General features: G+C 73.2%; 19 protein-coding genes. 9 read left to right on the top strand and 10 right to left on the bottom strand.

Annotation, left to right across the window (positions count from 1 at the left end; genetic code table 11):
• Positions 1–7 precede the first annotated feature (7 nt).
• Genes AOM04_RS06980 through AOM04_RS06990 form a run of 3 tightly spaced genes read right to left on the bottom strand, consistent with a single transcriptional unit; the run spans position 8 to position 6,229 of the window.
• Positions 8–970 (bottom strand): aldose 1-epimerase family protein, encoded by a 963-nt coding sequence (locus AOM04_RS06980; RefSeq protein ID WP_062464064.1) that lies wholly within the window; start codon positions 968–970, stop codon positions 8–10.
• Positions 948–3,893, bottom strand: coding sequence for a DUF5107 domain-containing protein (locus tag AOM04_RS06985; protein ID WP_062464065.1), 2,946 nt, complete (start codon positions 3,891–3,893; stop codon positions 948–950). The genes AOM04_RS06980 and AOM04_RS06985 overlap by 23 nt, the downstream gene beginning before the upstream one ends.
• Positions 3,890–6,229 carry a beta-galactosidase gene (locus AOM04_RS06990; RefSeq protein WP_062464066.1) on the bottom strand — a complete coding sequence of 780 codons (2,340 nt, stop codon included), beginning with the start codon at positions 6,227–6,229 and terminating at the stop codon, positions 3,890–3,892. Before AOM04_RS06990 ends, AOM04_RS06985 begins: the two co-directional genes overlap by 4 nt.
• A 134-nt stretch (positions 6,230–6,363) precedes the next feature.
• Between AOM04_RS06990 and AOM04_RS06995 the strand changes: the two genes are divergently transcribed.
• On the top strand, positions 6,364–7,578 hold the full coding sequence (locus AOM04_RS06995) for a cellulase-like family protein (protein ID WP_062464067.1): 1,215 nt from the start codon (positions 6,364–6,366) through the stop codon (positions 7,576–7,578).
• A 1-nt stretch (position 7,579) separates the two neighbouring features.
• Here the strand turns inward: AOM04_RS06995 and AOM04_RS07000 are convergent, their stop codons facing one another.
• Entirely contained in the window at positions 7,580–8,443 is an 864-nt protein-coding gene (locus tag AOM04_RS07000; protein ID WP_062464068.1) for an AraC family transcriptional regulator, read from the bottom strand.
• A gap of 117 nt (positions 8,444–8,560) precedes the next feature.
• Between AOM04_RS07000 and AOM04_RS07005 the strand changes: the two genes are divergently transcribed.
• Complete coding sequence (locus AOM04_RS07005) at positions 8,561–9,322, top strand: patatin-like phospholipase family protein (RefSeq protein WP_062464069.1); 762 nt, start codon at positions 8,561–8,563, stop codon at positions 9,320–9,322.
• Between the two features lie 138 nt (positions 9,323–9,460).
• On the opposite strand, the gene AOM04_RS07010 is transcribed toward AOM04_RS07005, so the two are convergent.
• Entirely contained in the window at positions 9,461–10,465 is a 1,005-nt protein-coding gene (locus AOM04_RS07010; RefSeq protein WP_062464070.1) for a LacI family DNA-binding transcriptional regulator, read from the bottom strand.
• A gap of 163 nt (positions 10,466–10,628) precedes the next feature.
• On the opposite strand from AOM04_RS07010, the gene rhaI reads away from it, so the two are divergent.
• The 5 genes from rhaI to AOM04_RS07035 all read left to right on the top strand — a co-directional run bounded on the left by rhaI (position 10,629) and on the right by AOM04_RS07035 (position 17,934).
• A complete protein-coding gene (rhaI, locus tag AOM04_RS07015; RefSeq protein ID WP_062464071.1) occupies positions 10,629–11,795 on the top strand; it encodes an L-rhamnose isomerase in 1,167 nt (388 codons plus the stop codon).
• 91 nt (positions 11,796–11,886) lie between these two features.
• Positions 11,887–13,923, top strand: a complete 2,037-nt coding sequence (locus AOM04_RS07020; protein WP_062464072.1) for a bifunctional rhamnulose-1-phosphate aldolase/short-chain dehydrogenase — start codon at positions 11,887–11,889, stop codon at positions 13,921–13,923.
• Complete coding sequence (locus tag AOM04_RS07025; RefSeq protein ID WP_062464073.1) at positions 13,920–15,338, top strand: rhamnulokinase; 1,419 nt, start codon at positions 13,920–13,922, stop codon at positions 15,336–15,338. Before AOM04_RS07020 ends, AOM04_RS07025 begins: the two co-directional genes overlap by 4 nt.
• Before the next feature lie 10 nt (positions 15,339–15,348).
• A complete protein-coding gene (locus tag AOM04_RS07030) occupies positions 15,349–16,719 on the top strand; it encodes an alpha-hydroxy acid oxidase (RefSeq protein ID WP_082104530.1) in 1,371 nt (456 codons plus the stop codon).
• A gap of 384 nt (positions 16,720–17,103) precedes the next feature.
• Complete coding sequence (locus AOM04_RS07035) at positions 17,104–17,934, top strand: class II aldolase/adducin family protein (protein ID WP_062464074.1); 831 nt, start codon at positions 17,104–17,106, stop codon at positions 17,932–17,934.
• A gap of 313 nt (positions 17,935–18,247) precedes the next feature.
• Here AOM04_RS07035 and fucO read toward each other — a convergent pair whose 3' ends face one another.
• The gene (fucO, locus tag AOM04_RS07040) at positions 18,248–19,414 is read right to left on the bottom strand and encodes a lactaldehyde reductase (protein ID WP_062464075.1); all 1,167 of its coding nucleotides are present in this window, start codon (positions 19,412–19,414) and stop codon (positions 18,248–18,250) included.
• 181 nt (positions 19,415–19,595) lie between these two features.
• On the opposite strand from fucO, the gene AOM04_RS07045 reads away from it, so the two are divergent.
• Positions 19,596–20,231: an MBL fold metallo-hydrolase gene (locus AOM04_RS07045; protein ID WP_062464076.1), complete on the top strand. Its 636-nt coding sequence runs from the start codon at positions 19,596–19,598 to the stop codon at positions 20,229–20,231.
• A gap of 153 nt (positions 20,232–20,384) precedes the next feature.
• Positions 20,385–21,293 carry an endonuclease domain-containing protein gene (locus AOM04_RS07050; RefSeq protein WP_062464077.1) on the top strand — a complete coding sequence of 303 codons (909 nt, stop codon included), beginning with the start codon at positions 20,385–20,387 and terminating at the stop codon, positions 21,291–21,293.
• Between the two features lie 124 nt (positions 21,294–21,417).
• Here the strand turns inward: AOM04_RS07050 and AOM04_RS07055 are convergent, their stop codons facing one another.
• The 4 genes from AOM04_RS07055 to AOM04_RS07070 form a co-directional block, all read right to left on the bottom strand.
• The gene (locus tag AOM04_RS07055; protein WP_062464078.1) at positions 21,418–22,203 is read right to left on the bottom strand and encodes an ATP-binding cassette domain-containing protein; all 786 of its coding nucleotides are present in this window, start codon (positions 22,201–22,203) and stop codon (positions 21,418–21,420) included.
• 4 nt (positions 22,204–22,207) lie between these two features.
• Entirely contained in the window at positions 22,208–23,314 is a 1,107-nt protein-coding gene (locus AOM04_RS07060) for an ABC transporter permease (RefSeq protein WP_082104470.1), read from the bottom strand.
• 15 nt (positions 23,315–23,329) lie between these two features.
• The gene (locus AOM04_RS07065; protein ID WP_062464080.1) at positions 23,330–24,352 is read right to left on the bottom strand and encodes a sugar ABC transporter substrate-binding protein; all 1,023 of its coding nucleotides are present in this window, start codon (positions 24,350–24,352) and stop codon (positions 23,330–23,332) included.
• A 154-nt stretch (positions 24,353–24,506) separates the two neighbouring features.
• On the bottom strand, positions 24,507–25,394 hold the full coding sequence (locus tag AOM04_RS07070) for an NAD(P)H-dependent oxidoreductase (protein WP_062464081.1): 888 nt from the start codon (positions 25,392–25,394) through the stop codon (positions 24,507–24,509).

The raw sequence follows: 25,394 nt of genomic DNA on the forward strand, positions 1-25,394 counted from the left end.
CCGGCGGTCATGCGCCGAGCGCGCGCAGCCCGAACGTCGCGACGGTGGTCACGCCCGGCGCGAGCACGATGAGGTCGCGCCCCGAGTTGAGCGCGTCGGCGGGGCACGTCATGGGCTCGACCGCGACGGCGGCGCGCGGGCGCCCGTCGTCGACCTCGTCTGCCGTGTACGCCTGCACCCACCGATAGGCGCGGTCGAGCGTCATCTCGACGCCGCTCCCGCTCGCGGCCGTGAGGCGCACGCGCGCCGTGCCGTCGGCGTCGCGTCGCAGCGCGGTCCAGCCATGGTTGAGGACGCGCGCGCCGATGGGCCGCGGGGTGCGGAGGTCCAGCGCGCCGCCGTCGTGCGTGGCCACGGGGACGATGCGCTCGGGCAGCAGGCGGTCGGGCGTCACGAGCATCGCCTCGTCGGCGGGGATCTCCAGGGTCCAGCCGTCCACCGCGTGCGGGGCGGCGGGTCCGGCAAGGAGGTACGGGTGGACTCCGAGGCCCACCGGGGCGGGCGTCGCCGACTCGTTGCGCACCGTCACGACGTGGGTCAGCCCCTCCGACGACAGCGCGAACGCGACCTCGATGTCGAGCCGCCACGGATACCCCGGTCCCGCCTCGAGGGTGGCGCCGAGCACCACGCGCTCGGCGGCGACGCCCCGCGCCGCGAAGTCGAGGCCCGCGACGAGCCCGTGGTTCGCGGTGCGCCGCCCGGGCTCGTTGATGGCGAGCGTGTGGGTCTCACCCGCGAACGGATAGCGGCCGTCGGCCGTGCGGTTGGGCCACGGCGCGAGGAGCGCGCCGCGCATCGCGGGGCGTTCCTCGTCGGCGGCGAACGGCAGCACGAGGTCGTGGCCGCGATGGGTCAGCGTCCGCAGGCTCGCGCCGACGCTCGCGATGGTCGCCTTGTACCCGGCCGCCGTGACCGTGTGCTGCGCGCCGGACGTCGCCCTCCCGGGCTCAGGCACCGGGCGCGGTGCCATCGCGCTCGGACCCCTCGCGCGCGAACAGCAGCAGCTCGGGCAGGCTGGTCGCGAAGTAGTCGGTGACGCCGTCCTCGCGCACGGGCGCGGGCGGCGCGTAGAGCGCGCGGGCCTCGCCGAGGCTCCGCGGCGGGTCGACGACCCCGTGGCCGAGCGCGGCGTTGGCGCGGTCCCAGGCCGCGAGCGCGCGACCCTCGCCGCCCTCCCACGGGTGGAAGGCGCGCGAGGTGAGGATGGCGAGCGCACGCGCCGCCTCCCCCGCGGTCACGAGCAGCTCGACGTACTCGATCGTGAGGTCGTCGCGCGTGAGCACCGACTCCTCGAGGGGACGCAGCGCGCCGAGGCGCTCCGCGGCACCGTGACCGAGCCTGACGGCGAGCTGGTCGCGCTCGTACAGCAGGCGTGCGTCGCGGGGCGCGGCGGCGAGTGCCTGGGCGTAGCGGGTCCACGCGAGCGCGTCGTCGTGGGCGACGTTGTAGGCGGCGAGGCCCGCGTTGCGCAGCAGGACGGGGTCCTCGAGGCCGAGCGCGATCGCGGCCTCCCACTCGTGCGCGGCCTCGGCGCGGCGGTCGTGCGCGTAGAGCAGCATGCCCAGCAGCGCGCGGGCAGCGGCGTCAGCGGGATCGGCGGCGATCGCGGCGACGAGGGCGTCGTGCGCGTCGAGGCCGCGCGGGAACGCGAGCGCGCGGTCGGTGCCGCGGGCGGCGGCACGCCGGCGTGCGGCCTCCCCGCGCCGGCCCGCGCCGTCGAGCAGCATCGCGGCCAGGTACTGCGCGACCGGTCGGACGTTGCCCGACCCGTTCGGCGGCGCGGCGATGGCGACGTCCAGCGCCTCGAGCGCGCCCGGCACGTCACCGGCCTTGGCGAGATCGAGCGCGACGTCGACGAGCATCCCCGGATCCGGGGCGACCGGGCGACCCGCGAGGACGCGCAGGGTCGCGTCGAGGCGGTCGGCCTCGAGCGCGCGCTCGAGCAGAGCCTGGGCCTCGGCGGCGCGACCGGACCGGCGGAGGAGGATCGCGCGCACGGCGGTGCGGCGGGTGTCGTGGCCCACCGTGCCGTCGAGCGACTCGAGGACGCGCAGCGCGGCGCGGTTCCGTCCCCGTCGCGCGTGGGATCGGGCGAGCTCGAGCCCTGCGGCCGCGGCCCACGTGCCGTCCCAGCCGGCCTTGCCGAAGGCGCGCTCGGCCTCGTCGTCGCGGCCCAGGCGCGCGAGCACCAGGCCCGCGAGGTAGAAGGCCTCGGCGTCGAGGGGGTTGGCGTTGCGCCGGGTCTGGCGCGCCAGCGCGGTCTCGATGTGGGGCAGCGCATCGGCGTAGCGGCCCGCGCGGTACCACCGGTCGGCGATCGCGAGGTGGGTGCGCGCGTCGCCGGGATCGCGGCGCAGCGCCTCCTCCCACCACTCCATCGGCGAGCGGGTCGGGTGCCGGTACTGGCTGAGGTGCAGCCCGGTGAGGTAGAGCTCCTCGACCGTGGCCGTGTCGGCGGGCGCGGGAGGCTCCTCGGCGACCCACGGCTGCTCGTCGGGTGCCTCGACCGTCGCCCAGCGCACCAGGAGGCCGCCCTCGGCGTCGCGCAGCTCGAACGACTCGGCGCCCGTGAAGGCCGGGTGCGAGAGCGTGGCGGTCTCTCCTGGGGCGAGGTCGACGATGCGCTCGGCCAGCACGGCGTCGCCGTCGAGGAGCCGCGCGACAGCACCGCGCTGGGGGGACGTGACCGCGAAGGTCGCGACCAGCGCATCGTCCCGCATGACATTGACCGCGGCATCGGGCGTGGCGGCATGCGCCGGCCCGATCGCGGGGATCGGGTACCACTGCTGCGAGAAGACCTTGGTCTCGCCGGGCAGCAGCCACGAGAAGTCGGGCTGGTTGTCGGTGTAGACGCCCGCCATGAGCTCGACGTAGGGGCCGTCGCCGTCGGTGAGCTGGTCGTCCCACGCGTGACCGAAGGGCGCGTTGCCCCAGGTCCACTGCTTCTTGCCGGGCGAGACTCGGCGCTCGGCCCAGTGCACGAAGCCGGCGCCGGCGGCGTGGTCGTAGCCGCCGAAGAAGTCCTCCTGCGAGTCGACGATCATGTACGAGGTCGGCACGGGGATGTTGCGGTAGAAGTCGATGCGGTCCGCGCCCGGCTGCTGCGCGGCCAGGGCCGGGTAGTCGACGTTGTAGTACGGGCGGTCGGCCTCCGGGAACGCCGTGAGGGCCCGCCTCGCGTGGTCGGCGACGTAGCGCACGTCCTCGGGGAAGAACGACTGGTAGTCGTCGTGGACCCGCGCGGCGACGTTCGACCACCACAGGAAGGTCTGGCGCTCGCTCGTGCGGTTGTGCACGCGCACCACCAGCTCCACCACCGACGAGTCCGGCCGCAGGCGGATGCCGTGCTGCGCCGACATGCGGGCGAACGGGTCGTGGTCGTAGCACCACACCGTCACCGACCCGTCGGCGCCCGTCTCGATCGACGTCTCGACCGGGAGGTACGTCGCGGGCCGGTGATGCTGCGGCCAGTTGAACTCGACGCCGCCGCTGATCCACGGCCCCGCCAGACCCACCAGCGCGGGCTTGATCACGTTGTTGCGGTAGAAGAAGTCGTAGCACGTGGTCTTGTCGTAGCCGACGTGGATGCGGCCGCCGAGCTCGGGCAGGACCATGAGGCGCACGTACGCGTTCTCGAGATGGACGGCCCGCCAGTCGCGCGTGACGGGCTCGTCCGCGATCGACTCCGTGAAGGGGAGCGGGTACACCTTGCCGCTCGATCCCTGGTAGACCCGCTTGTCCAGGTACATCGGGTACGGGCTGGGCGCCCCCGCCTCGTAGGTGCGGATCGGGACCGGCTCGCTCCACGCGATCGCCCCGCCCGCCGCGAGCTCCGCGGCGAGCGTCGCGGGGGCGTCCGGGAGGGCGATGGCGGCGGCGGTCTGGGAGGTCATGGCCTGTCTCCTGCGGTGAGTCGGGTGCGGGCGACGCGGATCACGTCGAGAGAGCGGACGGTGATGCCGTCGGGGACGGCGCGGACGCTCGGGTCGACCCACACGCCGGTCGCGGCGCGCCACGGGAGCAGCTCGAGCACGAGCCCGCCGGCCGCGACCTCGTCGCGGACGGGAGTGAGGTCGATGTCCCAGTCCCGGCCGTGCCAGAAGTGGTCGCCGATGACGCGCCCGTTCACGACCGCGCGCCCCACGTCCCCGGTCCATCCGACGCGCAGCAGCACCCGGTCGACGCCGTCGAGCGCCTCGCGCGGGATGGCGACCGGGACGCGGGCGGCGCCCGAGAAGTCGGTGGGTGCGCTGAGGCGGTCGAGCGGGCCTCCCCGGACGATGCGCGGCGGCGCGGGCGCGACCACGGCGCCCGGGGCGCCGAGGGGCACCACCCCTCCCCCGGTCGCCACCGTCCGGTGCGCCCACAGCGCGCCGTCTCCGGGCGGCGCGAGCACCGCGAGGGCGGCGGCGGGGCGCTCGGAGTGCAGCACGAGGTCGCCGTCGAGGGCGTAGACAGGGCACTCGGACAGCACCGGCCGCGCCGCGCCCTCGATGTCGAGGACGTAGAGCCGGTCGGCGGTCGCGGGGTCGGCCACGAGGATGCGCGTGCCCGGCACGTCGACCACCGTCTCGGGCCCGGGCGCGCGTGTCAGCGTTGCCGCGGTCGAGCCGCCGTCGAGCTCGACGTCCACCGGGCCGGCCACGTCGACGTCGCCCTCGAGGACGATCTCGACGGGCACGCCGTCGGTGGCCGCGAGCACGAGCAGGTCGCGGCCGTCCTCGAGCGGCACCCGGGTCACGATCCCGGCGGTCGCGCTGCGCAGGGCGAGCCCGCCGGCGAGCGGGAAGCGGAGCGGCCAGGCGACGGACACCCCGGCGGGCAGGTCGACGGGCCGGCGCGGCACGGTAACCGTGCCGTCCTCGAGGGCGACCTGGAACCGCACCCCGGGCTGGGCGGGCAGGGGCGCGCGATCGGGCTGGTACGTCGTGGCGAACAGGTACCCGCGCGCATCGTCCGCCCGCACGGCCCATCGCAGGTCGTCGCCGTCCTCGCCGCCGCCGACCGTGGCGCGCATCGCGGCGATCGCGGGGTCCGTCGCGAGCCACAGGTGCTGGCGGCGCAGCAGGTGGTGGTGGTCGCGGATCTGGCCGTGCTCGCCGATGGGGGCGTGGAAGTCGTACGTGAGGGTAGGGACGTCGTTGGGGTAGCCGGTCGCGTGCGACTCGTGCTCGGTGCCGGCCGCGCCCGTGCGCTGCGTCCCGCCGGCGTACATGTAGTAGCCCTGCCACACCGATCCCGAGCCGATCTTCGCGAGCGCGAGCGCCGCGACGTCGCGCGGGGTGACGAGCGGCCGCCGGTGGTAGGCGACGTGCATGCCGCCGCCCAGCTCGCACGTGGCGAAGGGCACGGCGGAGTCATCCTTGAGCGCCACCCGGCCGGGTGCGAGGACGATGCCGTCGAGGGCCTCGCGCAGGTCCGCCCCGACCGTGAGGTCGTCGCGGACCTCGGAGTACCGGAAGTGGAAGGCGGAGAAGGCGGGCCAGTCGGTGGCGGTGTCCTCCCAGAAGCCGTCGGCGTAGGCGCTGTAGACGGGCATGAGGGTCGCGGGGACCTCGGCGCCGCCCCAGCCGGTGGCGGTCCAGAGGGGCACGTCGAGGCCCGCCTCCTCCGCGATGCGCCTCAGCGTCGCGAGGTGCTCGGGCTGGTCGTACAGCTCGTTGTCCATCTGCGCGCCGATGACCGGGCCGCCCTCGGCATGGCTCAGGCCGGCGAGCTGGGCGACGATCTGTGCGTAGAGGGGGCGGACCAGGTCGAGGTAGGCCGGGTCGTTCGTGCGGGGGTTCACGTCGAGGGCGAGCAGCCAGTCGGGGAAGCCGCCGTGACGGGCCTCGCCGTGCGCCCACGGGCCCATGCGCACGATGACGTCGAGCCCGTGTCGCGCCGCGGCCTTGACGAACGCCCGCAGGTCGAGGTTCCCGTCCCACCTGAAGTCGCCCGGCGACGGCTCGTGCGCCTGCCACAGCACGTAGGTGGCGACCGAGGTGAGGCCGCCGGCGCGCGCGTGGCCGAGCACCTCGTCCCAGCGCTCGCGCGGCAGCCGCGAGTAGTGCACCTCGCCCGTGATCGGGAACGTCGGGACGCCTCCGCGCTCGATCCAGCCGCTGGTCACCTCGATGCGGTCGGCGGCGCCCTCGGGGTCGCCCAGCGGCAGGTGCCCGCGGCGCACCTCGGAGGCGGGACGGACGCTCAGGCGCCGGTCGGCGCGCACGGCCTCGTTGCTCGTCATGGCGCCATCGTATGGACGTCCGGGCAACCCCGCGCTGGACGCTTGAGCGCGCGGCATGGACGGATCGACTGTCTGCGAAGGCGGGGCGGTGCGCGACCGTGGGGAGGCAGCGCATCGTCCCGTACCGTCGGAGCGTGCCGACCGACCGCCTCGCGATCTCCCTGTGGGACTTCTCCTGGTACACGCGCGCCACGGACGCGTACGCCGACCTCGACGACGCGGTCGCGCAGGCGGTCGCGCGCGGCTACAACGCCCTCCGCATCTGCGCCGCTCCGCTGCTCCTCGCGGGCGGCCACGGCCTGCCCGAGGAGCTCGGCGTCACCTCGCTGGGCGCGTGGCCCGGAGGCCGCCGCGGCGCGGGCACCCGCTGGTACGACGTGCCGCGCGACGCGACCGTCCACCTCCGGCGCCGGCTCTTCGCGCTGCTGGAGGCGGCCGCGCGGCACGGCGTGCGGGTCATCCTCGCGAGCTGGGAGCACCAGCAGTCCCCCGCGTTCTCCGCCGACGAGCGGTGGTGGCGCGCGATCGACGCGGTGCCGCACGAGGATCGCCTCCGGGACCTCGCGGGCGCGTTCACCGCGCTGCTCGCGGACATCCGCGCCGCGGGCCTCCTCGACGCCGTCGCGTTCGTCGAGCTCCACAACGAGGTCGACTTCTCCCGCGTGCCTGGGGACGCCCACGCGATCGACGAGGCGATCGGGCTCGTCTCGCGCGAGCACCCCGACGTCCCCGTCACGGTCAGCTACGGCAAGCCGCCGCATCGTGACATCGCCTCCTTGCCCGGATCGCTCCAGGTCGGCCAGTTCCACGTCTACGCGTACGGGGTGCTCGACGCGCTGCAGCGGCGCATCGACGTGCGCGGGACCGGCACCGACGGCTTCCCGAACGCGGCGCTGCGGGCGCTGCTGCGGGACGATGCGCCGACGCTCGCCGAGTACGGGCGGCCCGAGGCCTGGCGGCTCGAGGCGACCGTGGTGACCGACCAGATGCTCTACACGTACGACGCCGTCGACCCGGCCCGCTGGGACCGCTGGCTGCACGAGCACTACGGCGAGCACCGCGACGCGATGCACGACGCGATCCGTGCGCGCGTCCGCGCGATCGGCGCGTGGGCGCGGGCGAGGGACGTGCCGTTCGTCGTCGGCGAGGGGTGGGTGGGCTACACGCCGCTGCGCTCCACCTTCGAGGACGGTCCCGTGGGCCAGGAGCTCGCGGAGACCGGGATCGCGGAGGCCGTCGACCAGGGAGCGTGGGGCGCGGTGCCGACGTCGAACGCCGCGCCGCACCACCCGCTGTGGGGCGACGTCGCGTGGCAGCGCCGCGCGACCGCGATGATCCGTTCCGCCTAGGTCACCCCTTGCGCAGGTCCCGGTACTCGCTCGGGCTCATCTCGTGGACCTTGCGGAACTGCCGCGAGAAGTACAGCGGGTCCGTGTAGCCCGCGGCGTCGGCCACGTCGGCGACCCGCATCGCGGTCGTGTCCAGCAGACGGCGCGCCTCCGCCATGCGCCGCGCGGTCACGTAGGCGAGCACGCCGCCGCCGGTCGCGCGGCGGAACAGCGCCGACAGGTGGGAGGGCGACACGCCGACCATCGCCGCGAGCTCGGACACGCGGACGGGGCCGTCGAAGCGCTCGTCGACGTACGCCATCGCGCGCGCGAGCGGGTCGCCGCGCTCGGGCACGGTGCGGTCGACGGCGATCTGCGTGAGCAGCTTCCACGCGGTCCCGGCGGCCCCGAGCAGCTGGGCGGACGCGACGGCGCGCTCGAGCGTCGTGACGACCTCGTCGAGCAGGGCGACTGCGCGCTCGGCGTGGCGCAGCGCCATCACGGGACGCTCGGCGGTGAGCCCGGTCGCGGCCACCAGCTCCGCGACGTCCGACCCGCGCAGGTGGCACCACCAGATGGTCCACGGCGCGGCCTCCGAGGCGCCGTAGCGGTGAGGCGTCCCGCCGGGGATCACCGCCGCCGCGCCGGCGCCCACCGCATGCCGCACGCCGGCGAGCTCGACCCATCCGGCGCCGCCCACGCACACGATCATGATGGTCTCGGGCACGCCGCGCGGCCTGCTGCGCGCGTGGAAGCGCGCGGCCGGGAAGAACCCCGCGTCGGTCACCACGAGCCGTCGCGTCACCGGGCTGCGCAGCGCCGCGGCGACGCGCGAGCGCTCGACCACGTGCATCCGCTGCCGCTCGAAGCCCTCGACCAACTCCACCGGGTCATCGTGGCAGGCGCCGCGCGGCAGCGGGTGGCGCCGCGCGGCGCGGGACGATGCGTCGGGCGGGGTCCGGCGCCGGGTCGCCGTGCCATGCGACGCGCCTAGAGTGAGCACGTGATCGACCTCGTCTCACCCACGCTGGGCCTCGCCCTGGGCGGCGGCGGGACGCTCGGCGGTGCGCACATCGGCGTTCTCCAGGTGATGCACGAGCGCGGCATCCGGCCGGGCGTGGTGGTGGGGACGTCCGCGGGCGCGCTGGTCGGTGCGGCGTACGCGATGGGCATCGACCCGTACCGGCTCGAGGAGCTGCTGCTCGACGTGCACTGGCAGGACGTCGCGGCCGTGCCACGCCGCCCGGGTGCGGGGCTGCTCGACGCGGCGGCGCTGCGCGAGTCCGTCACCGAGCTGATCGGCGGCGACGTCCTCATCGAGGACATGCCGATGCGTTTCGCGGCCGTCGCGACCGACGTGGCCTCCCGCCGGGCCGCGGTGATCGAGCGCGGCTCTCTCGTCGACGCGCTGCGCGCGACGATCTCGGTGCCGGGGCTGTTCCGTCCCGTGCAGGTGGACGGCCGGCGGCTGCTCGACGGTGGGCTCAGGGCGAACCTGCCGCTCGAGGAGGCGCTCGGCGTGGGCGCGAGCCCCGTGATCGCGGTGCGGGTCGCGCCCGACTGGGACGTCCCCGGCTACTCGAGCTCGCGCATCGTGCGAGGGCTCGAGGCGCGGCCCGACGTGCTGGTCATCTCCCCCGTGCTGCGCGGGCGCACCTGGTGGCAGACCAAGGACCTGGCGGGGGTGGTGGCCGCCGGGCGCGCGGCCGCCGAGGCGGCGCTGGCCCCTCCGCCCCGACCTCTTCCCACACACACGGACGGCTGAGACCGCTCCCGCGATGCAACTCGCGCGGTGAACCCCGACGTGGACGCCGGCACGTGCCGGATCCGTGTGGGAAGCGGTCGGGGCGGGCGAGCGGGCGAGCGGGCGAGCGGGCGGGCGGTCGAGCAGGCGGTCGGCGAACTACCGGACGGTCGACTCGCGGACCACGAGCTCGGGCTTGTAGACCACGCGACGCGGTTCCGCCGCGCCGTCCGCCTGCTCGAGGACCAGCTCGACGGCCGTGGACCCGATGAGCTCGCGCGGTTGGCGAACCGACGTGATGGGCACCACGGCGGAGGCCGCGAAGGCGATGTCGTCGTAGCCGACCAGTCCCACGTCCTCGGGCATGCGCACGGGGTCCGCGGCGAACAGGAGCGCGCGCTGGATCCCGATGGCGAGCAGGTCGTTCGCGGCGACGATGCCGTCGACGCGGCCCTCCTTGATGAGCGGCACGAGCGCCTCGCCGACGCGGCGGCCCTCGTCGAGCGACATCTCGTCGGCGCCGAACAGGCGGATGGTGGCGGTCGGGTCGGCGGACACCGCGGACGACGCGCCCTGGAAGCGGTCCGCGACCTGGCGGATGCGCAGCGGCCCGCCCACGAAGGCGAGGTGGCGCCGCCCGGTGTCGAGGAGGTGGCGCGCGGCGAGCGCGCCGCCGGCGACGTCGTCGACCGAGACGGACGAGAAGGCCGACTCCCCCGCCTCGCGGTCGACGAGCACGACCGGGATGCCGTGGGCACGGATCTGCGCGAGGCGCGACAGGTCGTCGCCCGCGGGCGAGATGAGCACGCCGCCCACGCGCTGCTGCTCGAAGACGTCGAGGTGGCGCTCCTCGCGCTCGACCGAGTCGTCGGAGTTCGCCATGAAGACGCTCAGGCCCTCGTCCGCCGCGCGGTCCTCGGCGCCGCGCGCGACGTCGGTGAAGAAGGGGTTGCCCGAGTCGAGCACCACGAGCGCGAGCGAGCGGCTGCGGCCCTCGCGCAGCTGGCGGGCCGCGCCGTTGGGGACGTAGCCGAGCAGGCGGATCGCGTCGCGGACGCGCTCGACGGTCTCGGGCTTCACGTGCTCGGGGCGGTTGAGCACGTTGGACACCGTGCCGACGGAGACGCCGGCGTGAGCCGCGACCTCCTTGACGCTGACGCCCATCGCGCCTCCTTCCCTCGGGTTCCGTTCAGGATACTGAAACCTTCCATCCCGTTCGGGACACGCCGCGGATTTGACGACCGGCACCAGCGCGACATAGATTTTGAAACGATTCATTCACGGGTGCCTCTGGCGCCCTCGCATGTCCCCTCAAAGGAGAGTCACGATGGTCTTCAGCAGCCACGTCGCCAGCCGTCTCGAGGAGCAGGCCATCGAGCTTCCCTCGTGGGCCTTCGGCAACTCCGGCACCCGCTTCAAGGTGTTCGGCACCCCCGGCACCCCGCGCGACCCGTTCGAGAAGATCGCGGACGCCGCGCAGGTCCACAAGTTCACCGGCCTCGCCCCCACCGTCGCCCTCCACATCCCGTGGGACAAGGTGGACGACTACGCGGCGCTGCGCACGCACGCCGAGGACCTCGGCGTCGCGCTCGGCACCATCAACTCGAACACCTTCCAGGCCGACATCTACAAGCTCGGCTCCCTCACGCACCGCGACGAGAAGGTCCGCCGCACCGCGATCGACCACCACCTCGAGTGCATCGACATCATGGACGAGACCGGCTCGCGCGACCTCAAGATCTGGCTCGCGGACGGCACCAACTACGCCGGCCAGGACGACATGCGCGGCCGCCAGGACCGCCTCCACGAGTCGCTGCAGGAGATCTACGCGCGCATCGGCGAGGAGCAGCGCCTGGTGCTCGAGTACAAGATCTTCGAGCCGGCGTTCTATCACATGGACGTGCCGGACTGGGGCACGTCGTACGCCCAGTGCGCGGCGCTCGGCGAGCGCGCGACCGTGTGCCTCGACACCGGCCACCACGCCCCCAGCACCAACATCGAGTTCATCGTCATGCAGCTGCTCCGCCTCGGCAAGCTCGGCTCGTTCGACTTCAACTCGCGCAACTACGCCGACGACGACCTCATCGTCGGCGCCGCCGACCCGTTCCAGCTGTTCCGCATCATCGTCGAGGTGCTGCGCGGCGGCGGCTACGGCAAGGACGGCGACACCGCGTTCATGCTCGACCAGTGCCACAACATCGAGGACAAGATCCCGGGCCAGATCCGCTCCGTGCTCAACGTCCAGGAGATGACGGCCCGCGCGCTGCTGCTCGACCGCGACGCGCTCGACGCCGCGCAGGCCGAGGGCGACGTCCTCAAGGCCAACGGCATCATGATGGACGCCTTCTACACCGACGTCCGCGCCGACCTCGCCGCCTACCGCGAGGAGCGCGGCCTGCCCGCCGACCCGATGCACGCGTTCGCCGAGTCGGGCTACCTCGCGCAGATCGCCGCCGACCGCGTCGGCGGCGTCCAGGCCGGCTGGGGCGCGTAGACCTCCGTCCCCTCCCCGCCGGGCGGGGCGCTCGACCGCCCCGCCCGGCACCCCGCATCGTCCACCCTCACGTCCCCAGAGAGGACCCCTCATGACGAACCCCACCGCCGACGCGCTCATCGCGCGCTCCAACCGCCTCGGCTCCGACCCGAAGAACACCAACTACGCGGGCGGCAACACGTCCGCGAAGGGCCTCGCGCTCGACCCCGCCACCGGCGAGGACGTCGAGCTCGTGTGGGTCAAGGGCTCCGGCGGCGACCTCGGCACGCTCGGCACCAACGGCCTCGCCGTGCTCCGCCTCGACCGCCTCCGCGGCCTGGTCGACACCTACCCGGGCGTCGAGCGCGAGGACGAGATGGTCGCCGCGTTCGACTACTGCCTCCACGGCCGCGGCGGCGCCGCCCCGTCGATCGACACCGCGATGCACGGCCTCGTCGACGCCGCCCACGTGGACCATCTCCACCCCGACGCCGGCATCGCGATCGCGACCGCCGCGGACGGCGAGCAGCTGACCGCGACCATCTTCGGCGACCAGGTCGTGTGGGTGCCGTGGCGCCGCCCCGGCTTCCAGCTGGGCCTCGACATCGCCGCCATCAAGGAGGCCAACCCGCAGGCGATCGGCTGCATCCTCGGCGGCCACGGCATCACCGCGTGGGGCGACACCTCCGACGAGTGCGAGGCGCGCTCGCTCGAGATCATCGACACCGCCGCCCGCTACATCGCGGAGCACGGCGCGCCGGAGCCGTTCGGCCCGGCGCTGCCCGGCTTCGCCGCGCTGGCGGACGATGCGCGCAAGGCCAAGGCGATCGCGCTCGCCCCCGTGATCCGCGGCCTCGCGTCGCACGACCGCCCGATGGTGGGCCACTTCACCGACGACGCCGTGGTGCTCGACTTCCTGGCCTCGGCGGAGCACCCGCGCCTGGCCGCGCTCGGCACCTCGTGCCCCGACCACTTCCTGCGCACCAAGGTCAAGCCGATGGTCCTCGACCTCCCGGCCGACGCCTCGATCGAGGAGAGCATCGCGCGCCTCCACGAGCTCCACGCCGCCTACCGCGACGACTACCAGGCGTACTACGACGCCCACGCCGACGCATCGTCCCCCGCCATGCGCGGCGCCGACCCGGCGATCGTGCTGGTCCCGGGCGTGGGCATGTTCTCGTTCGGCGCGAACAAGCAGACCGCGCGCGTGGCGGGCGAGTTCTACATCAACGCGATCAACGTGATGCGCGGCGCCGAGTCGCTGTCGACCTACACCCCGATCTCGGACGCCGAGAAGTTCGCGATCGAGTACTGGGCGCTCGAGGAGGCCAAGCTCCAGCGGATGCCGAAGCCGAAGTCGCACGCCACCCGCGTCGCCTTCGTGACGGGCGCCGCGTCGGGCATCGGCAAGGCCATCGCGACCCGCCTCGTCGCCGAGGGCGCGTGCGTCGTCATCGCCGACCTCGACCTCGAGAAGGCGCAGGCCGCCGCGGCGGAGCTCGGCTCCACGGACGTCGCGATCGGCGTCGCGGCGAACGTCGCGGACGCGGACGCCATCACGGCGGCGATCGGCGAGGCCGTGCTGGCCTTCGGCGGCGTCGACCTCATCGTCAACAACGCCGGCCTGTCGCTGTCCAAGCCGCTCCTCGAGACCACCGAGGCCGACTGGGACCTCCAGCACGACGTCATGGCCAAGGGATCGTTCCTCGTGTCCCAGGCCGCGGCGCGGGTCATGATCGCGCAGCGCATGGGCGGCGACATCGTCTACATCGCGTCGAAGAACTCCGTGTTCGCCGGCCCGAACAACATCGCCTACTCCGCCACCAAGGCGGACCAGGCCCACCAGGTGCGCCTGCTCGCGGTCGAGCTGGGCGAGCACGGCATCAAGGTCAACGGGATCAACCCCGACGGCGTGGTGCGCGGCTCCGGCATCTTCGCCGGCGGCTGGGGCGCGAACCGCGCCAAGACCTACGGGATCGAGGAGGAGAAGTTGGGCGAGTTCTACGCGCAGCGCACCATCCTGAAGCGCGAGGTGCTCCCCGAGCACGTCGCGAACGCCACGGCCATCGTCACGGGCCCCGACATGTCGCACACCACCGGCCTCCACATCCCCGTGGACGCCGGCGTGGCGGCGGCATTCCTCCGTTGACCGCCGCGGTCGCCGCGGTCGACCTCGGCGCGACCTCCGGTCGCGTCATGGTCGGACAGGTGGGCCCCGACACCCTCGAGCTCCGCCAGATGGGCCGCTTCCCCAACGGCCCGGTGCACACCCCCGACGGGCTGCACTGGAACGTCCAGCAGCTCTACGCGCACGTCCTCGACGGGCTGCGCTCGGCGTCGCGCTGGGACGACGGGATCCGGTCCATCGGCATCGACTCGTGGGCGGTCGACTACGCCCTCCTCCGCGGCGACCGCGTCCTCGGCGAGCCGTTCCACTACCGGGACGAGCGCACCGCCCACGGCGTGTCACTGGTCCACGCCGACGAGCCGTTCTCCCTGCTCTACGCGCGCAACGGGCTGCAGTTCCTGCCGTTCACCACGCTGTACCAGCTCGCGGTGGAGCGCGAGGCGGGCATGCTCGGCGTCGCCGACCGCCTGCTCCTGGTCCCCGACCTCATGGCCCACTACCTCACGGGCGCCACCGTGGCCGAGGCGACCAACGCCTCCACCACCGGGCTGCTCGACGTGGCGACCAAGGAGTGGGACGGCGAGCTCATGGACCGGCTGCGCCTGCCGCGCGGGCTGTTCCCGCGCATCGTCCAGCCGGGTGAGAGCATCGGCACCCTGCTGCCCCACGTCACCTCGACCACCGGCCTCGCCGGCGACACCCCCGTCATCGCGGTCGGGTCGCACGACACCGCCTCCGCGGTGGTCGCGACCCCCATGACCGAGCCGGGCGGCGCGTACATCTCGTGCGGCACCTGGGGGCTCGTGGGCGTCGAGACGGAGTCGCCGGTGCTCAGCGACGCGGCGCGCGAGGCGAACTTCACCAACGAGGGCGGCGTCGACGGCCGCACCCGGTTACTCCACAACGTCATGGGCCTGTGGATCCTGTCGGAGACCATCCGCACGTGGGAGCGCGACGGCTCGACCGTGGACCTGCAGCGCCTGCTGGCCGAGGCGGCCGCCGTCGAGCCGGGCGACATCTTCGACGCCAACGACGACGTGTTCATGCCGACCGGCGACATGCCGGAGCGCATCGCGACGTGGCTGTCGTCGCGAGGCTTCCGGGTCCCCGCATCGCGCGCGGAGATGGCGCGCTGCATCATCGAGAGCCTCGCGCAGGCCTTCGCGGACGCGGTGCACGATGCGGCGGCCCTGTCCGCGCAGGACGTGCGCCGGATCCACATCACCGGCGGCGGCTCGCTCAACGAGCTGCTGTGCCAGCGCACCGCGGACCGCGCAGGGATGCCGGTGGTGGCCGGCCCGGTCGAGGCCACCGCGATCGGCAACGTGCTCATCCAGGGCCGCGCGATCGGCGCGATCTCCGGCTCGCTGGAGTCGCTGCGCGACTTGGTCGCGCGTACGTTCAACCCCAGAGTCTTCACCCCGAAGGGACACTGACCGAATGAAGATGGAGCGCCGGGTCCCCCGGCCCGCCGACCTGGCACCGCTGCTGCGCTTCAAGGGCATCGAGCCCAACGGCCGCACGCGCCGGCTGGCGAAGGCCCACACCATCGCCGACCTGCGCGCGATCGCGAAGCGACGCACCCCCAAGGGGGCGTTCGACTACACCGACGGCGCCGCCGAGGAGGAGCTGTCGCTCGCCCGCGCGCGCCGCGCGTTCCGCGAGATCGAGTTCCATCCCGCGATCCTGCGCGACGTGTCGAACGTCGACACGTCCGTCTCCATCTTCGGAGGCACGTCCGCGATGCCGTTCGGCATCGCGCCCACGGGCTTCACGCGGATGATGCAGGCCGAGGGCGAGCGCGCCGGCGCGTCCGCCGCGGGCGCCGCGGGCATCCCGTTCTCCCTGTCGACGCTCGGCACCACGTCGCCCGAGGGCGTGCGCGAGGCCAACCCGGACGGCCGCAACTGGTTCCAGCTGTACATGCAGAAGGACCGCGACAAGTCGATGCAGCTGATGCAGCGTGCGGCCGAGGCGGGCTTCGACACGCTGCTCGTCACGGTCGACGTGCCGGCCGCGGGCGCGCGCCTGCGGGACTCGTACAACGGGTTCACCATCCCGCCGCAGCTCACCCCTCGCACCGTGCTGAATGCCATCCCGCGGCCCGAGTGGTGGTGGAACTTCCTCACCACCGAGCCGCTGACGTTCGCGTCGCTGTCGGAGTGGAACGGCACCATCGGCGAGCTGCTCGACTCGCTGTTCGACCCGACGGTCGACTTCGACGACCTCGAGTGGATCCGCGACCAGTGGCCCGGCAAGGTGGCGGTCAAGGGCATCCAGACGCTCGACGACGCGAAGGCCGTGGTCGACCGCGGCGTGGACGGCATCGTGCTGTCCAACCACGGCGGCCGCCAGCTCGACCGCGCCCCGATCCCCTTCCACCTGCTGCCCTCGGTGGCGGCGGAGCTGGGCGGGAGGACGACCATCGTGGTCGACACGGGCATCATGGCCGGCGCGGACATCGTCGCGGCGCTCGCGTGCGGCGCGGACTTCACCTTGGTGGGCCGGGCGTACCTGTACGGCCTCATGGCCGGCGGGCGTGAGGGTGTGGACCGCGCGATCGAGATCCTGTCGCGCGAGGTGGTCCGGACCATGAAGCTCCTGGGCGTGTCCTCCGTGGCCGAGCTCAACCCCGGCCACGTGACGCAGCTCCAGCGGATGGTGCCGATCGCTCGGCCCTCGGCCGGTGCCGGCGCCGCCGCCGCTCCCGCCGCGAAGGCGGCGCCCGCCAAGCGCGCCCCCGCCAAGCCCCGCGCGAAGGCGGCCGCGAAGCCCGCCGAGGGCCTGATCGCGAGCCCGAACCGCACGAAGAACTGACGCGCCTCGACGGGCGGGCCCCTCCTCCGGGAGGGGCTCGCCCCCGTCGTACGCGGCAATGGTGGGGGTTGGTGTCGCTTCGCGCGCGTGCGAGGGCGCGACCATGCGTCCCGTTGTCGCTTCAGGCGCGCCACCGATATCGGAGCGCCGCGCCTCGGCGGAGCCCCGTCATCCCGAGCGAACGACAACGCCAGACACGGTTGAGGTTCCCCGGCCCACGCAAGCGGCAGGAAGTCGCACGATCGTCTCGGCGCCCCGCGCGCCCGCGCCATCCGACCCGGGACCAAGGGCGCAGCACCGCCACCCGATTCCATGATTGAATCGTTTCATTCCCGGAAGGGACGGCGCGCCGCAGGGGTCGCGCCACCGACACAGGAGGACATCGTGACCGTCATCGACCAGCCGAGGCCCACGCTCGACGAGATCATCGCGCAGATCGGCGAGGCGGGTGCCCGCATCTGCGACATCGAGGCCTCCGAGGCCGGCGCCGGCAACATCTCCGTCTACATGGGCTGGGACGTCGAGGTCCGCCGCCACTTCCCGAACGCCGAGGAGATCGAGCTCCCCGTCCCCGCGCCCGCCCTCGCCGGCGGCACCGTGCTCGCGACCGGCTCCGGTCGCCGCCTCCGCCAGATCGAGCAGGAGCCGCTCGCCGCGATCGGCGCGGTCAAGATCCACGAGGGCGGCCGCACCGGCACGCTCTACACCTCCAACGTGCGCAAGTTCGCGCGCCTCACCTCCGAGTTCAACTCGCACCTCGCGGTGCACCAGGACCAGGTCGAGCGCCGCGGCATCGACTTCCAGGCGGTCGTCCACGCGCAGCCGCCGCACCTCACCTACCTCTCGCACATCCCCGCCTACCGCGACACCGCGCGCATGAACGCCGCGATCCTGCGCTGGGAGCCGGAGAGCATCGTGTCGCTGTCGCAGGGCATCGCGGTGCTGCCGTTCTTCATCCCGGGCTCGGAGGAGATGGGCACCGCCAACGTCGAGGGCCTGCGCCAGTTCGAGATCACGCTGTGGTCCAAGCACGGCACCATGTCCCGCTCGGACATCTCGGTCTACCGCGCGGTGGACCGCGTCGAGTATGCCGAGACCGGCGCGAAGTACGAGTACATGGACCTCGTCGCCGGCGGCCGCGCCGAGGGGCTCACCAAGGCCGAGGTCCGCTCCGTCGCCGAGACCTTCGGCATCGACTCCCCCTGGCTCGCGTAGCCGTAGCCTGCTCGCCGTCGGGCCCGCGCTCCGTCTGGGGCGCGGGCCCTCTGCGCGCGCCGGGCGTCGGGCGCCGCTCGCCCCTTTGGCATCGGATCGTGCGGCCCGAGGCCTTCCCAGGCTCGTGCGGCATCGTCTGGTGCGATCCCGGTGTGGAGCCACCGCCGGCTCCCCCACGGCGGATCGCACCAGACGATGCCGCTGAGAGCCGGGTCCACGCCCACGTCGCACGATTCGATGCGACAGACACCGACGGGCCCCGGCCCGCCTCGTGGTGAGGCGGGCCGGGGCCCGTCGGCCGGGGCGCTGAGGCTCAGCCCACCGTCACCCCGAGGAGCGACCGGTAGAGGGTCTCGAACTCGGCGACGCTGGTGTCGCGCGGGTTGCCGCCGGCGCAGACATCGTCGAACGCGGCCTGCGCGAGCGCGGGGATGTCCGCGGACCGCGCGCCGATCTCGTCGATGGTGAGCGGGTTGCCCAGGTCCCGCGTGAGCTCGGCGACGGCCTCGACGGCCGCCTCCCGTGCATCGTCCAGGGGCATCGCGTACGCGCCCTCGACGCCGAACGCGGCCGCGATGTCGCGGTACTTCTCCCCCGTGTGCGGCGCGTTGAACGCCATCACCGGCGCGAGCAGGATGCCGTTCGCGACGCCGTGCGGCGCCTGGTAGAACGCTCCGAGCGGGTGCGCCATCGCGTGCACGATGCCCAGGCCGACGTTCGAGTAGCCCATGCCCGCCACGTACTGCGCGAGCGACATGCGCTCCATGGCCTCGGCGTCGCCGTCGGCGGCCGCGCGCAGCGAGGACGCGATGATCTGGATCGCCTTGAGGTGGAACAGGTCGGACAGCTCCCACGCGTCCTTGGTCGTGTAGCCCTCGATGGCATGCGTGAGGGCGTCCAGGCCGGTCGCGACCTTGAGCGCGCGGGGCGCGCTCGCCATCATCCCCGCGTCCACGACCGCGAGGATCGGGATGTCGTGCGGGTCGACGCACACGAACTTGCGGTTGCGCTCGACGTCCGTGATGACGTAGTTGATGGTGGTCTCCGAGCCGGTGCCGGCGGTGGTCGGCACGGCGATGATCGGGACGCACGGGTTCTTCGTCGGCGCGACGCCCTCGAGCGAGCGCACGTCCGCGAACTCGGGGTTGGCGACGATGATGCCGATCGCCTTGCACGTGTCCTGCGGCGAGCCGCCGCCGACCGCGATGAGCACGTCCGCACCGGACTCCTGGAACGCGGCCACGCCGGACTGCACGTTCTCGATCGGGGGGTTCGGGAGCACGTCGCTGTAGATCTCGTACGGGAAGCCGGCCCCGTCGAGCAGGGCAGTCACCTTGCCGGTCACGCCGGTCTCGATGAGGACCTTGTCGGAGACCACGAAGGCCTTGGAGAAACCGCGAGCCTCCAGCTCCCCGGGGATCACCTCGATCGCACCCGCACCGAAGTAGGCGGTCTGGTTCCAGATCATCCGATGTGCCACGTCGCACCTCCATGTCCGGGCCCGCGCGCGGCGCGTCACCGCTGGAGACGCCGGCCCTTGCATTGAATCGTTTCACTACGCGCGGCGCCCGACGAGAGGCTTTGGTCCCAGGCCGGACGCCGCTATGCTCACTGAGTGGAAGTAACTTTCTCGTAGTGAGACGAGCCCGCGAAGGAGCGCCATGCGCCTCACCCACCTCGGCCACGCCTGCTTCCTCGTGGAGACGGACGATGCGCGGCTTCTGATCGACCCCGGCGTGCTGTCGGAATTCGGCGGGGTCCGAGGACTCGACGCGGTGCTCGTGACCCACCAGCACGCGGACCACGTCGACGTCGACGGGCTGGAGGCGCTGCTCGCCGCGAACCCGGGCGCGGCGCTCGTGGTGGATCCCGACACGGCACCCGCGGTGGCGGCGCTGTCGATCGACGCCGTGGTCGCGAGCCCCGGCGACCGCCTCACGTTCGGCGGCTCGACGGTCGACGTGCTCGGCGATCTCCACGCGGCGGTCTACGGCCCGGTGCCGGGCTGCACCAACAACGCCTATCTGGTCGACGGCGGCGCCTTCCTGCATCCCGGCGACTCGTGGGTGCGCCCCGAGGTCCCGGTCGACATCCTCGCGGTGGCGATCGACGGCCCGTGGCTCAGGCTCGCCGACGCGATCGACTACGTGCGCGCGGTGGCCCCCCGGGTCGCGGTGCCCATGCACGAGGGCGAGACGACCGACCCCGCGAAGTACGCCGGGATGCTCGCCGCGCTGAGCCCCGACGGCGTGGTCCGCCGGCTCGTCCAGGGCGAGGCGGCCTCGTTCGACGGCTGACCGGAGGCGCCCGAGGGGCCGCGCGCTCGAACGGCATCGGCCCGTGCGATCGTGACGCCCGAATCCTGGCATCGGCATCGCCTGGTGCGGCGTTCTCCACAGAATTGTTCTCGGGGCTGCACGGGCCGCCGTTGACCGGCTACTCCTGAGCCCATGGCTACCGCCGCGCATCTCCCCGAGGAGGTGCATCGTGGCGCGCGCACCTACACCTGGGCGGAGCTGGTCACGCTCGCGAGCGTCCACCACGTCCGCACCGCGGTGGCCTCCCAGGAGGTGTCCGCCGTGCTCCCGGGCCGCTACGCCCCGACGCCCCACCTGTGGTCGCTCGTCACGCGGGCGCACGCCGCGACCGCCGCCGGGGCGGGGCTGCTCACCGGCGCGGGAGCGCTCTTCGCGTGGGGCGGGCTGAAGCGCGCCCCGGACCGCGTGCTCGTCACCCGGGCGCGGGGGCACCGCCTCCCGACGCGACCGTGGCTCGAGTCGTTCGAGACCCGCGCCAGGCTGGCGACAGCCGGGACATGGGGACCCGTCCCGCTCGTCTCCCCCGCCGTCGCATGCGTCCACGAGTGGACCCACGGAGATCCCGAGCGGCGCGCCGGCCGGGTCATCGAGACGTTGCGCAGGAAGGCGACCACCACCGACGCCGTGCGCGCCGAGCTCGCCGATGTGGCGCGGATGCCCGACCGCGCAGGCCTGCTCGAGACGCTCGACGCCTTCGACGGTGGCGCGCACAGCTTCCTCGAGCTCGAGGCGATGACGCGGACGTTCTCGGGCACGGAGTTCGCGCGGTTCGTCCGCCAGCACGAGGTCCGCGCCCGCGGCAGCCGGTACGTCATCGACATGTACGACCCCGCGACAAGGACGGCGGTCGAGCTCGACGGGGACGAGAACCATGCGTACGGCGAGGATCGCGAGCGTGATCTCGACCGCGACGCGGACCTCGCGACGCTCGGGATCCAGACCGTCCGGCTCACGTACAAGCGCGTGATGGACACGCCCGGGTGGTGCATGCGGACGGTGAGGGCGGTCCTGAAGGCGCGGTCGCAGCAGCCGATGCCGTAGCAGCCATTCCGGGGCCTTCCCCGCACGATCCGATGCCGCAGCCGCCAGGTCGACCCACACGCAACACGGCGCCGGCGGAGGATCCCTCCGCCGGCGCCGGCCCCCTCAGCCCCCCTCGAGAGGCTCAGTCGAACATCGAGGGGCGCGCTCCCGTGATCCAGCCGACGATGTGGTCGTTGTCGGTGTCCTCGGTGCGGACGTCCGCGACCTTCTTGCCGCGGTTGAGCACCACCATGCGGTCGCACACCGCCCCCGCGAGCTGCAGGTTGTGCGTGACGAGCACGATGGCGATCCCCTGGTCCGCCATGCGCCGGACCAGCGCCTGGACCACCTGGGTCTGCTCGTAGCCGAGCGCCGCGGTGGGCTCGTCGAGCAGCAGGATGCCGTTCTGCTCGCCGGTGACGCGCGTCGCGCTGCGCGCGAGGGCGACCACCTGGCGCTGGCCGCCGGAGAGCATCTCGACAGGGCGGGTCATGGCGGCGGTGCGGACGCCGAGCTTGTCGAGCTCCGCCTCCGACCGCTTGCGCTGCGCCTTGTGGTCGACGAATCCCAGCAGCCCGAAGAGGCCGGGCCGCAGGATCTCGCGGCCGATGTTGAGGTTGGTGGCGATGTCGAGCGCCTCGACCAGCGCGAGGTCCTGGTAGACCATCTGGATCCCGGCCTCGGTGGCGGCGCTCGGCGAGTGGAGCTCGACCTCGTCGCCGTGCACCTTCACGGTGCCTCCGGTGGGACGATGCGCGCCCGACATGATCTTGAGGAGCGTCGACTTGCCGGCGCCGTTGTCGCCGAGGAGCCCGACGACCTCCCCCTGGCCCACGCGGAAGTCGATCGAGTCGAGCGCGCGGACGTAGCCGTAGTGCATGTCGATGCCGGAGAGCTCGAGCGCGGCCGTGGTGGTCGTGGCGGTCATGACCTCACCTCGTTCCCGTGTGGACGGATGCCTGGGCGGTGGCCATCAGGCGCTGCGACACGGTCCTGGTCAGCGACCGGTCGAGGGCGAGCGAGCCGAGCAGCAGCAGGCCGGTCGCGCCCGTGGCCCAGTAGGGCTGGATGCCCTTGATGGTGAGGCCGTTCGCGATGGTGGCGAGCACGAGCGCGCCGACCGCGACGCGGGGCAGGCTTCCGCGCCCGCCGACGAGCGACACGCCCGCGAGGGCGACGGCCGTGAGGGCCGTGAAGATCAGCGCGGGGCTGGCGTTGGGGTTGGCCTCGGTCACGGTGGCCGTGGTGACGAGGCCGCCGAGCGCGGCGCAGCCGCTGCTGATCATGAACGCCATCACCTTGTAGCGGTCGCTGTGGATGCCGGAGCGGCGCACGGCCTCCGCGCTGCCGCCGACGGCCATCAGCCTGATGCCGTCGCGTGTCTTGGTGAGGAACACGGTGCCGACGATGAAGACGCCGGCCGCGATCCACACCGGTGCCGGGACCCCGAGGTAGCGCTGCGTGCCCATGAAGTCGAGCTTCGACAGGCCCGGGATGGTGTAGCCGCCCGCGACGATCGCGGCGAGCGCGGACGTCACCGACAGCATCGCGATGGTCACGATGATCGGGTTGAAGCCGCGCAGCGAGATGACCCCGTTGATGAACCCGATGACGACGCCGATCACCAGGCCGACCACGAGGGCGAGCCACACGGGCATGTCGTGGATCACCATCCAGCCGGTGACGCAGCTCGACAGCGCGGCGACGCCGGGGATGGACAGGTCGAGCGCGCCGCAGATGATGCCGACGGCGACGCCGGCCGCGAAGATCGCGCTGATCGCCGCCGCGTTGGCGATGAGGATCGCGTTGTTGAGTGTTCCGAAGTAGGGGTTGGCCCACACCGCGAACACGATGATCAGCAGCAGCCACAGCACGAAGATGCCGCGGTCGCGCAGGAAGATCAGGCCGCGCACGCCGGCGCTGTCCTTGGTGGGGGCCGCGACGGGCGCGCCCCCGGGGGCCGGGGCGGGCGAGGCGGCGCCCCCGGGGTTGCCGGGGGTCGCCGCGCCGTTCGCCTGAGCAGGGGTGGTCATCGTCATGTCTCTCCGTGCCGGTCAGTTGCCGGCGGTGGTGACCTTGAGCGGGACGGTGAGCAGCTCGCCCTCCGCGGTCGGGTCGGCCTGCATCGTCACGAGCGTGTCGAACGACTGGACCATGTCGTCGTTGAACTGCAGCGCGACGGTGGCGTACATCGTGCCGTCCTTGACCAGGCCGAGGACCTCGTCGTTGCCGCCGAAGTCCGTGACGCACGGCAGGTCCTTGCCGGCCGCCTTGAAGGCGCCGATGGCGCCGAGCGCGCCCTCGTCGTTCGCCGCGGCGACGACGTTGACGTCGGGCTTGCCCTGGAGGATCGTGCCGACGTCCGTCTGCGAGGCCGCACGGTCGCTGATGGTCCAGTTCTGCACCACGGTCGCGTCGGGCGCGGTGGCCTTGAGCGCGTCCATGAAGGCCTTGTCGGACTCCTCCTTGCCGGCGGTGCCGGCCGCGGACTCGCCGTAGATCACGGTGCCCTTGCCGCCGAGCTTCTCATTGATGCACATGCCGGTCTGCTCGCCGAGCGCCTTGCCTCCGGCCGCGTAGTCGATGGTGTCGAACGTGATGCCGGGCTGCGGGCCGTCGAAGCCGTAGTCGGCCGGGACGCCGTTGATGAGGACGGGCACGCCCTTGTCCTGAGCCGTGTGGAGCACGTCGGTCATCGACGCGGGCGCGATCGCGATGATCCACAGCGCGCCGGCGCGGCCCGACTCGAGCACGTCGGTCACCTGCTGGACCTGCTTGGTGGGGTCGAGGCTCGGGTCCTGGACCACGACCTCCCAGCCCTTGCTGCCGCCGTAGCCGGTGACGCCCTCGGACAGGCCCTTCATCGCGGGCACCTGCAGGCCGATGGGCGAGAAGATCAGCGTCTGCGGCAGGTCCGACGCGGGGGCCGCGGAGGAGGTCGCGCTGGTCATGGACGATGCGCTGGTCGAGGGCGACGGGGTGTCGGTGCCCGGCGACGAGCACGCCGCCAGCAGGAGCACGGTCGCGGCGCCCATGACGGCCGCCGAGCGCTTGAGGTGAAGACGGGTGCTGCTCACGGGGATCTCCTTTGATTCCGCGATACGGGGTGTCCTGCAGACTTTCACATCGTGAAAGCGACTTTCGTCGGTGTTCAACATGTTAAACACCGCGTCGTGGGTTGTCTACGGTCCGCGCCGCCGAGACGAGGTTGTGACCTCGCCGCGGCGGCGCTCAGCGGGGCGGTCGGGTCACCACCGCCTCCCGGTACGGCGCCGCACGCTCCTCGACCACTGCGGCCTGGGCGGCGTGCGCCTGGGCGGTCGCGACGAGCTCCTCGTAGTGCGCGTGGCGCTCTGCCATCGAGATGACGGAGGTGTCGAGGTCGGTCCACTCCACACGGCCCGAAGCGTCGGCGAGGCGGCCGCGCGCGCCGCACGTGGCGCACTCGACGTCCGCGCCGCGCAGCACCACGACGTCGAGGTGGCACATCGGGCAGACCCCGGGCGGGCCGAGATACTCCGCCTCCCCCAAGGGTCGCCCGATCTGGCTCGCGACGTGGCGCCCGAGCCGACCCGCCCGCCCCACCGCGTCGGGATCGAGCACCACGGAGCGCGGCGTCCCGGCCCCCTCGACCACCATCTGGTCGACCACGGACGTGCTCATCGAGAACGTCAGCGTGTGCATGACGGGCAGCGCGAGCGCCTTCCACTGCGGGGTGAGCGAGCCGCCGCACGCGATGAAGCCCGCGACGCGGGGCCGCAGCACACGCTCGTCGACGCGGAACGGCACGGCCGGCGAGCCGCCCGCGCGCCGCACCTCGAGCAGGCCCTTGATGATCGCGGCGTCGGCGTTGGGCCCGAGCAGCCGGTCGCCCAGCACCTTGAGCCGGCCCGGCACGGTGCGGCTGATGATCGGCGCGCTGATGATCCACGCGTCGCACTCGATGAGCCGCTCCCAGAACCAGTCCGCGTCGTCGTCCCCGCCGTCGAGCCGCAGGTCGGCCAGCCGCACGAGCTCCGTCGCGGCGCCGGACTCCCCCGCCGCGCGCAGCGCCTCGATCAGCAGGATCTCGGCGCTGCCGCCGACCTCCCCGCACGCGAGCCCCAGCACCTTCGTCAT

The organism is Demequina soli, assembly GCF_000971195.1.
Lineage (GTDB): Bacteria > Actinomycetota > Actinomycetes > Actinomycetales > Demequinaceae > Demequina > Demequina soli.

Bases quoted from the DNA above. Each gene is read 5' to 3' on its own strand.
- AOM04_RS07010 (WP_062464070.1), bottom strand. From the start codon at position 10,465: ATGGGCGTCAGCGTCAAGGAGGTCGCGGCTCACGCCGGCGTCTCCGTC.
- AOM04_RS06990 (WP_062464066.1), bottom strand. From the start codon at position 6,229: ATGACGAGCAACGAGGCCGTGCGCGCCGACCGGCGCCTGAGCGTCCGT.
- AOM04_RS07055 (WP_062464078.1), bottom strand. From the start codon at position 22,203: ATGACCGCCACGACCACCACGGCCGCGCTCGAGCTCTCCGGCATCGAC.
- AOM04_RS06980 (WP_062464064.1), bottom strand. From the start codon at position 970: ATGGCACCGCGCCCGGTGCCTGAGCCCGGGAGGGCGACGTCCGGCGCG.
- AOM04_RS06985 (WP_062464065.1), bottom strand. From the start codon at position 3,893: ATGACCTCCCAGACCGCCGCCGCCATCGCCCTCCCGGACGCCCCCGCG.
- AOM04_RS07030 (WP_082104530.1), top strand. From the start codon at position 15,349: ATGGAGCGCCGGGTCCCCCGGCCCGCCGACCTGGCACCGCTGCTGCGC.
- AOM04_RS07050 (WP_062464077.1), top strand. From the start codon at position 20,385: ATGGCTACCGCCGCGCATCTCCCCGAGGAGGTGCATCGTGGCGCGCGC.
- AOM04_RS07020 (WP_062464072.1), top strand. From the start codon at position 11,887: ATGACGAACCCCACCGCCGACGCGCTCATCGCGCGCTCCAACCGCCTC.
- AOM04_RS07070 (WP_062464081.1), bottom strand. From the start codon at position 25,394: ATGACGAAGGTGCTGGGGCTCGCGTGCGGGGAGGTCGGCGGCAGCGCC.
- rhaI (WP_062464071.1), top strand. From the start codon at position 10,629: ATGGTCTTCAGCAGCCACGTCGCCAGCCGTCTCGAGGAGCAGGCCATC.
- AOM04_RS07060 (WP_082104470.1), bottom strand. From the start codon at position 23,314: ATGACGATGACCACCCCTGCTCAGGCGAACGGCGCGGCGACCCCCGGC.
- AOM04_RS07045 (WP_062464076.1), top strand. From the start codon at position 19,596: ATGCGCCTCACCCACCTCGGCCACGCCTGCTTCCTCGTGGAGACGGAC.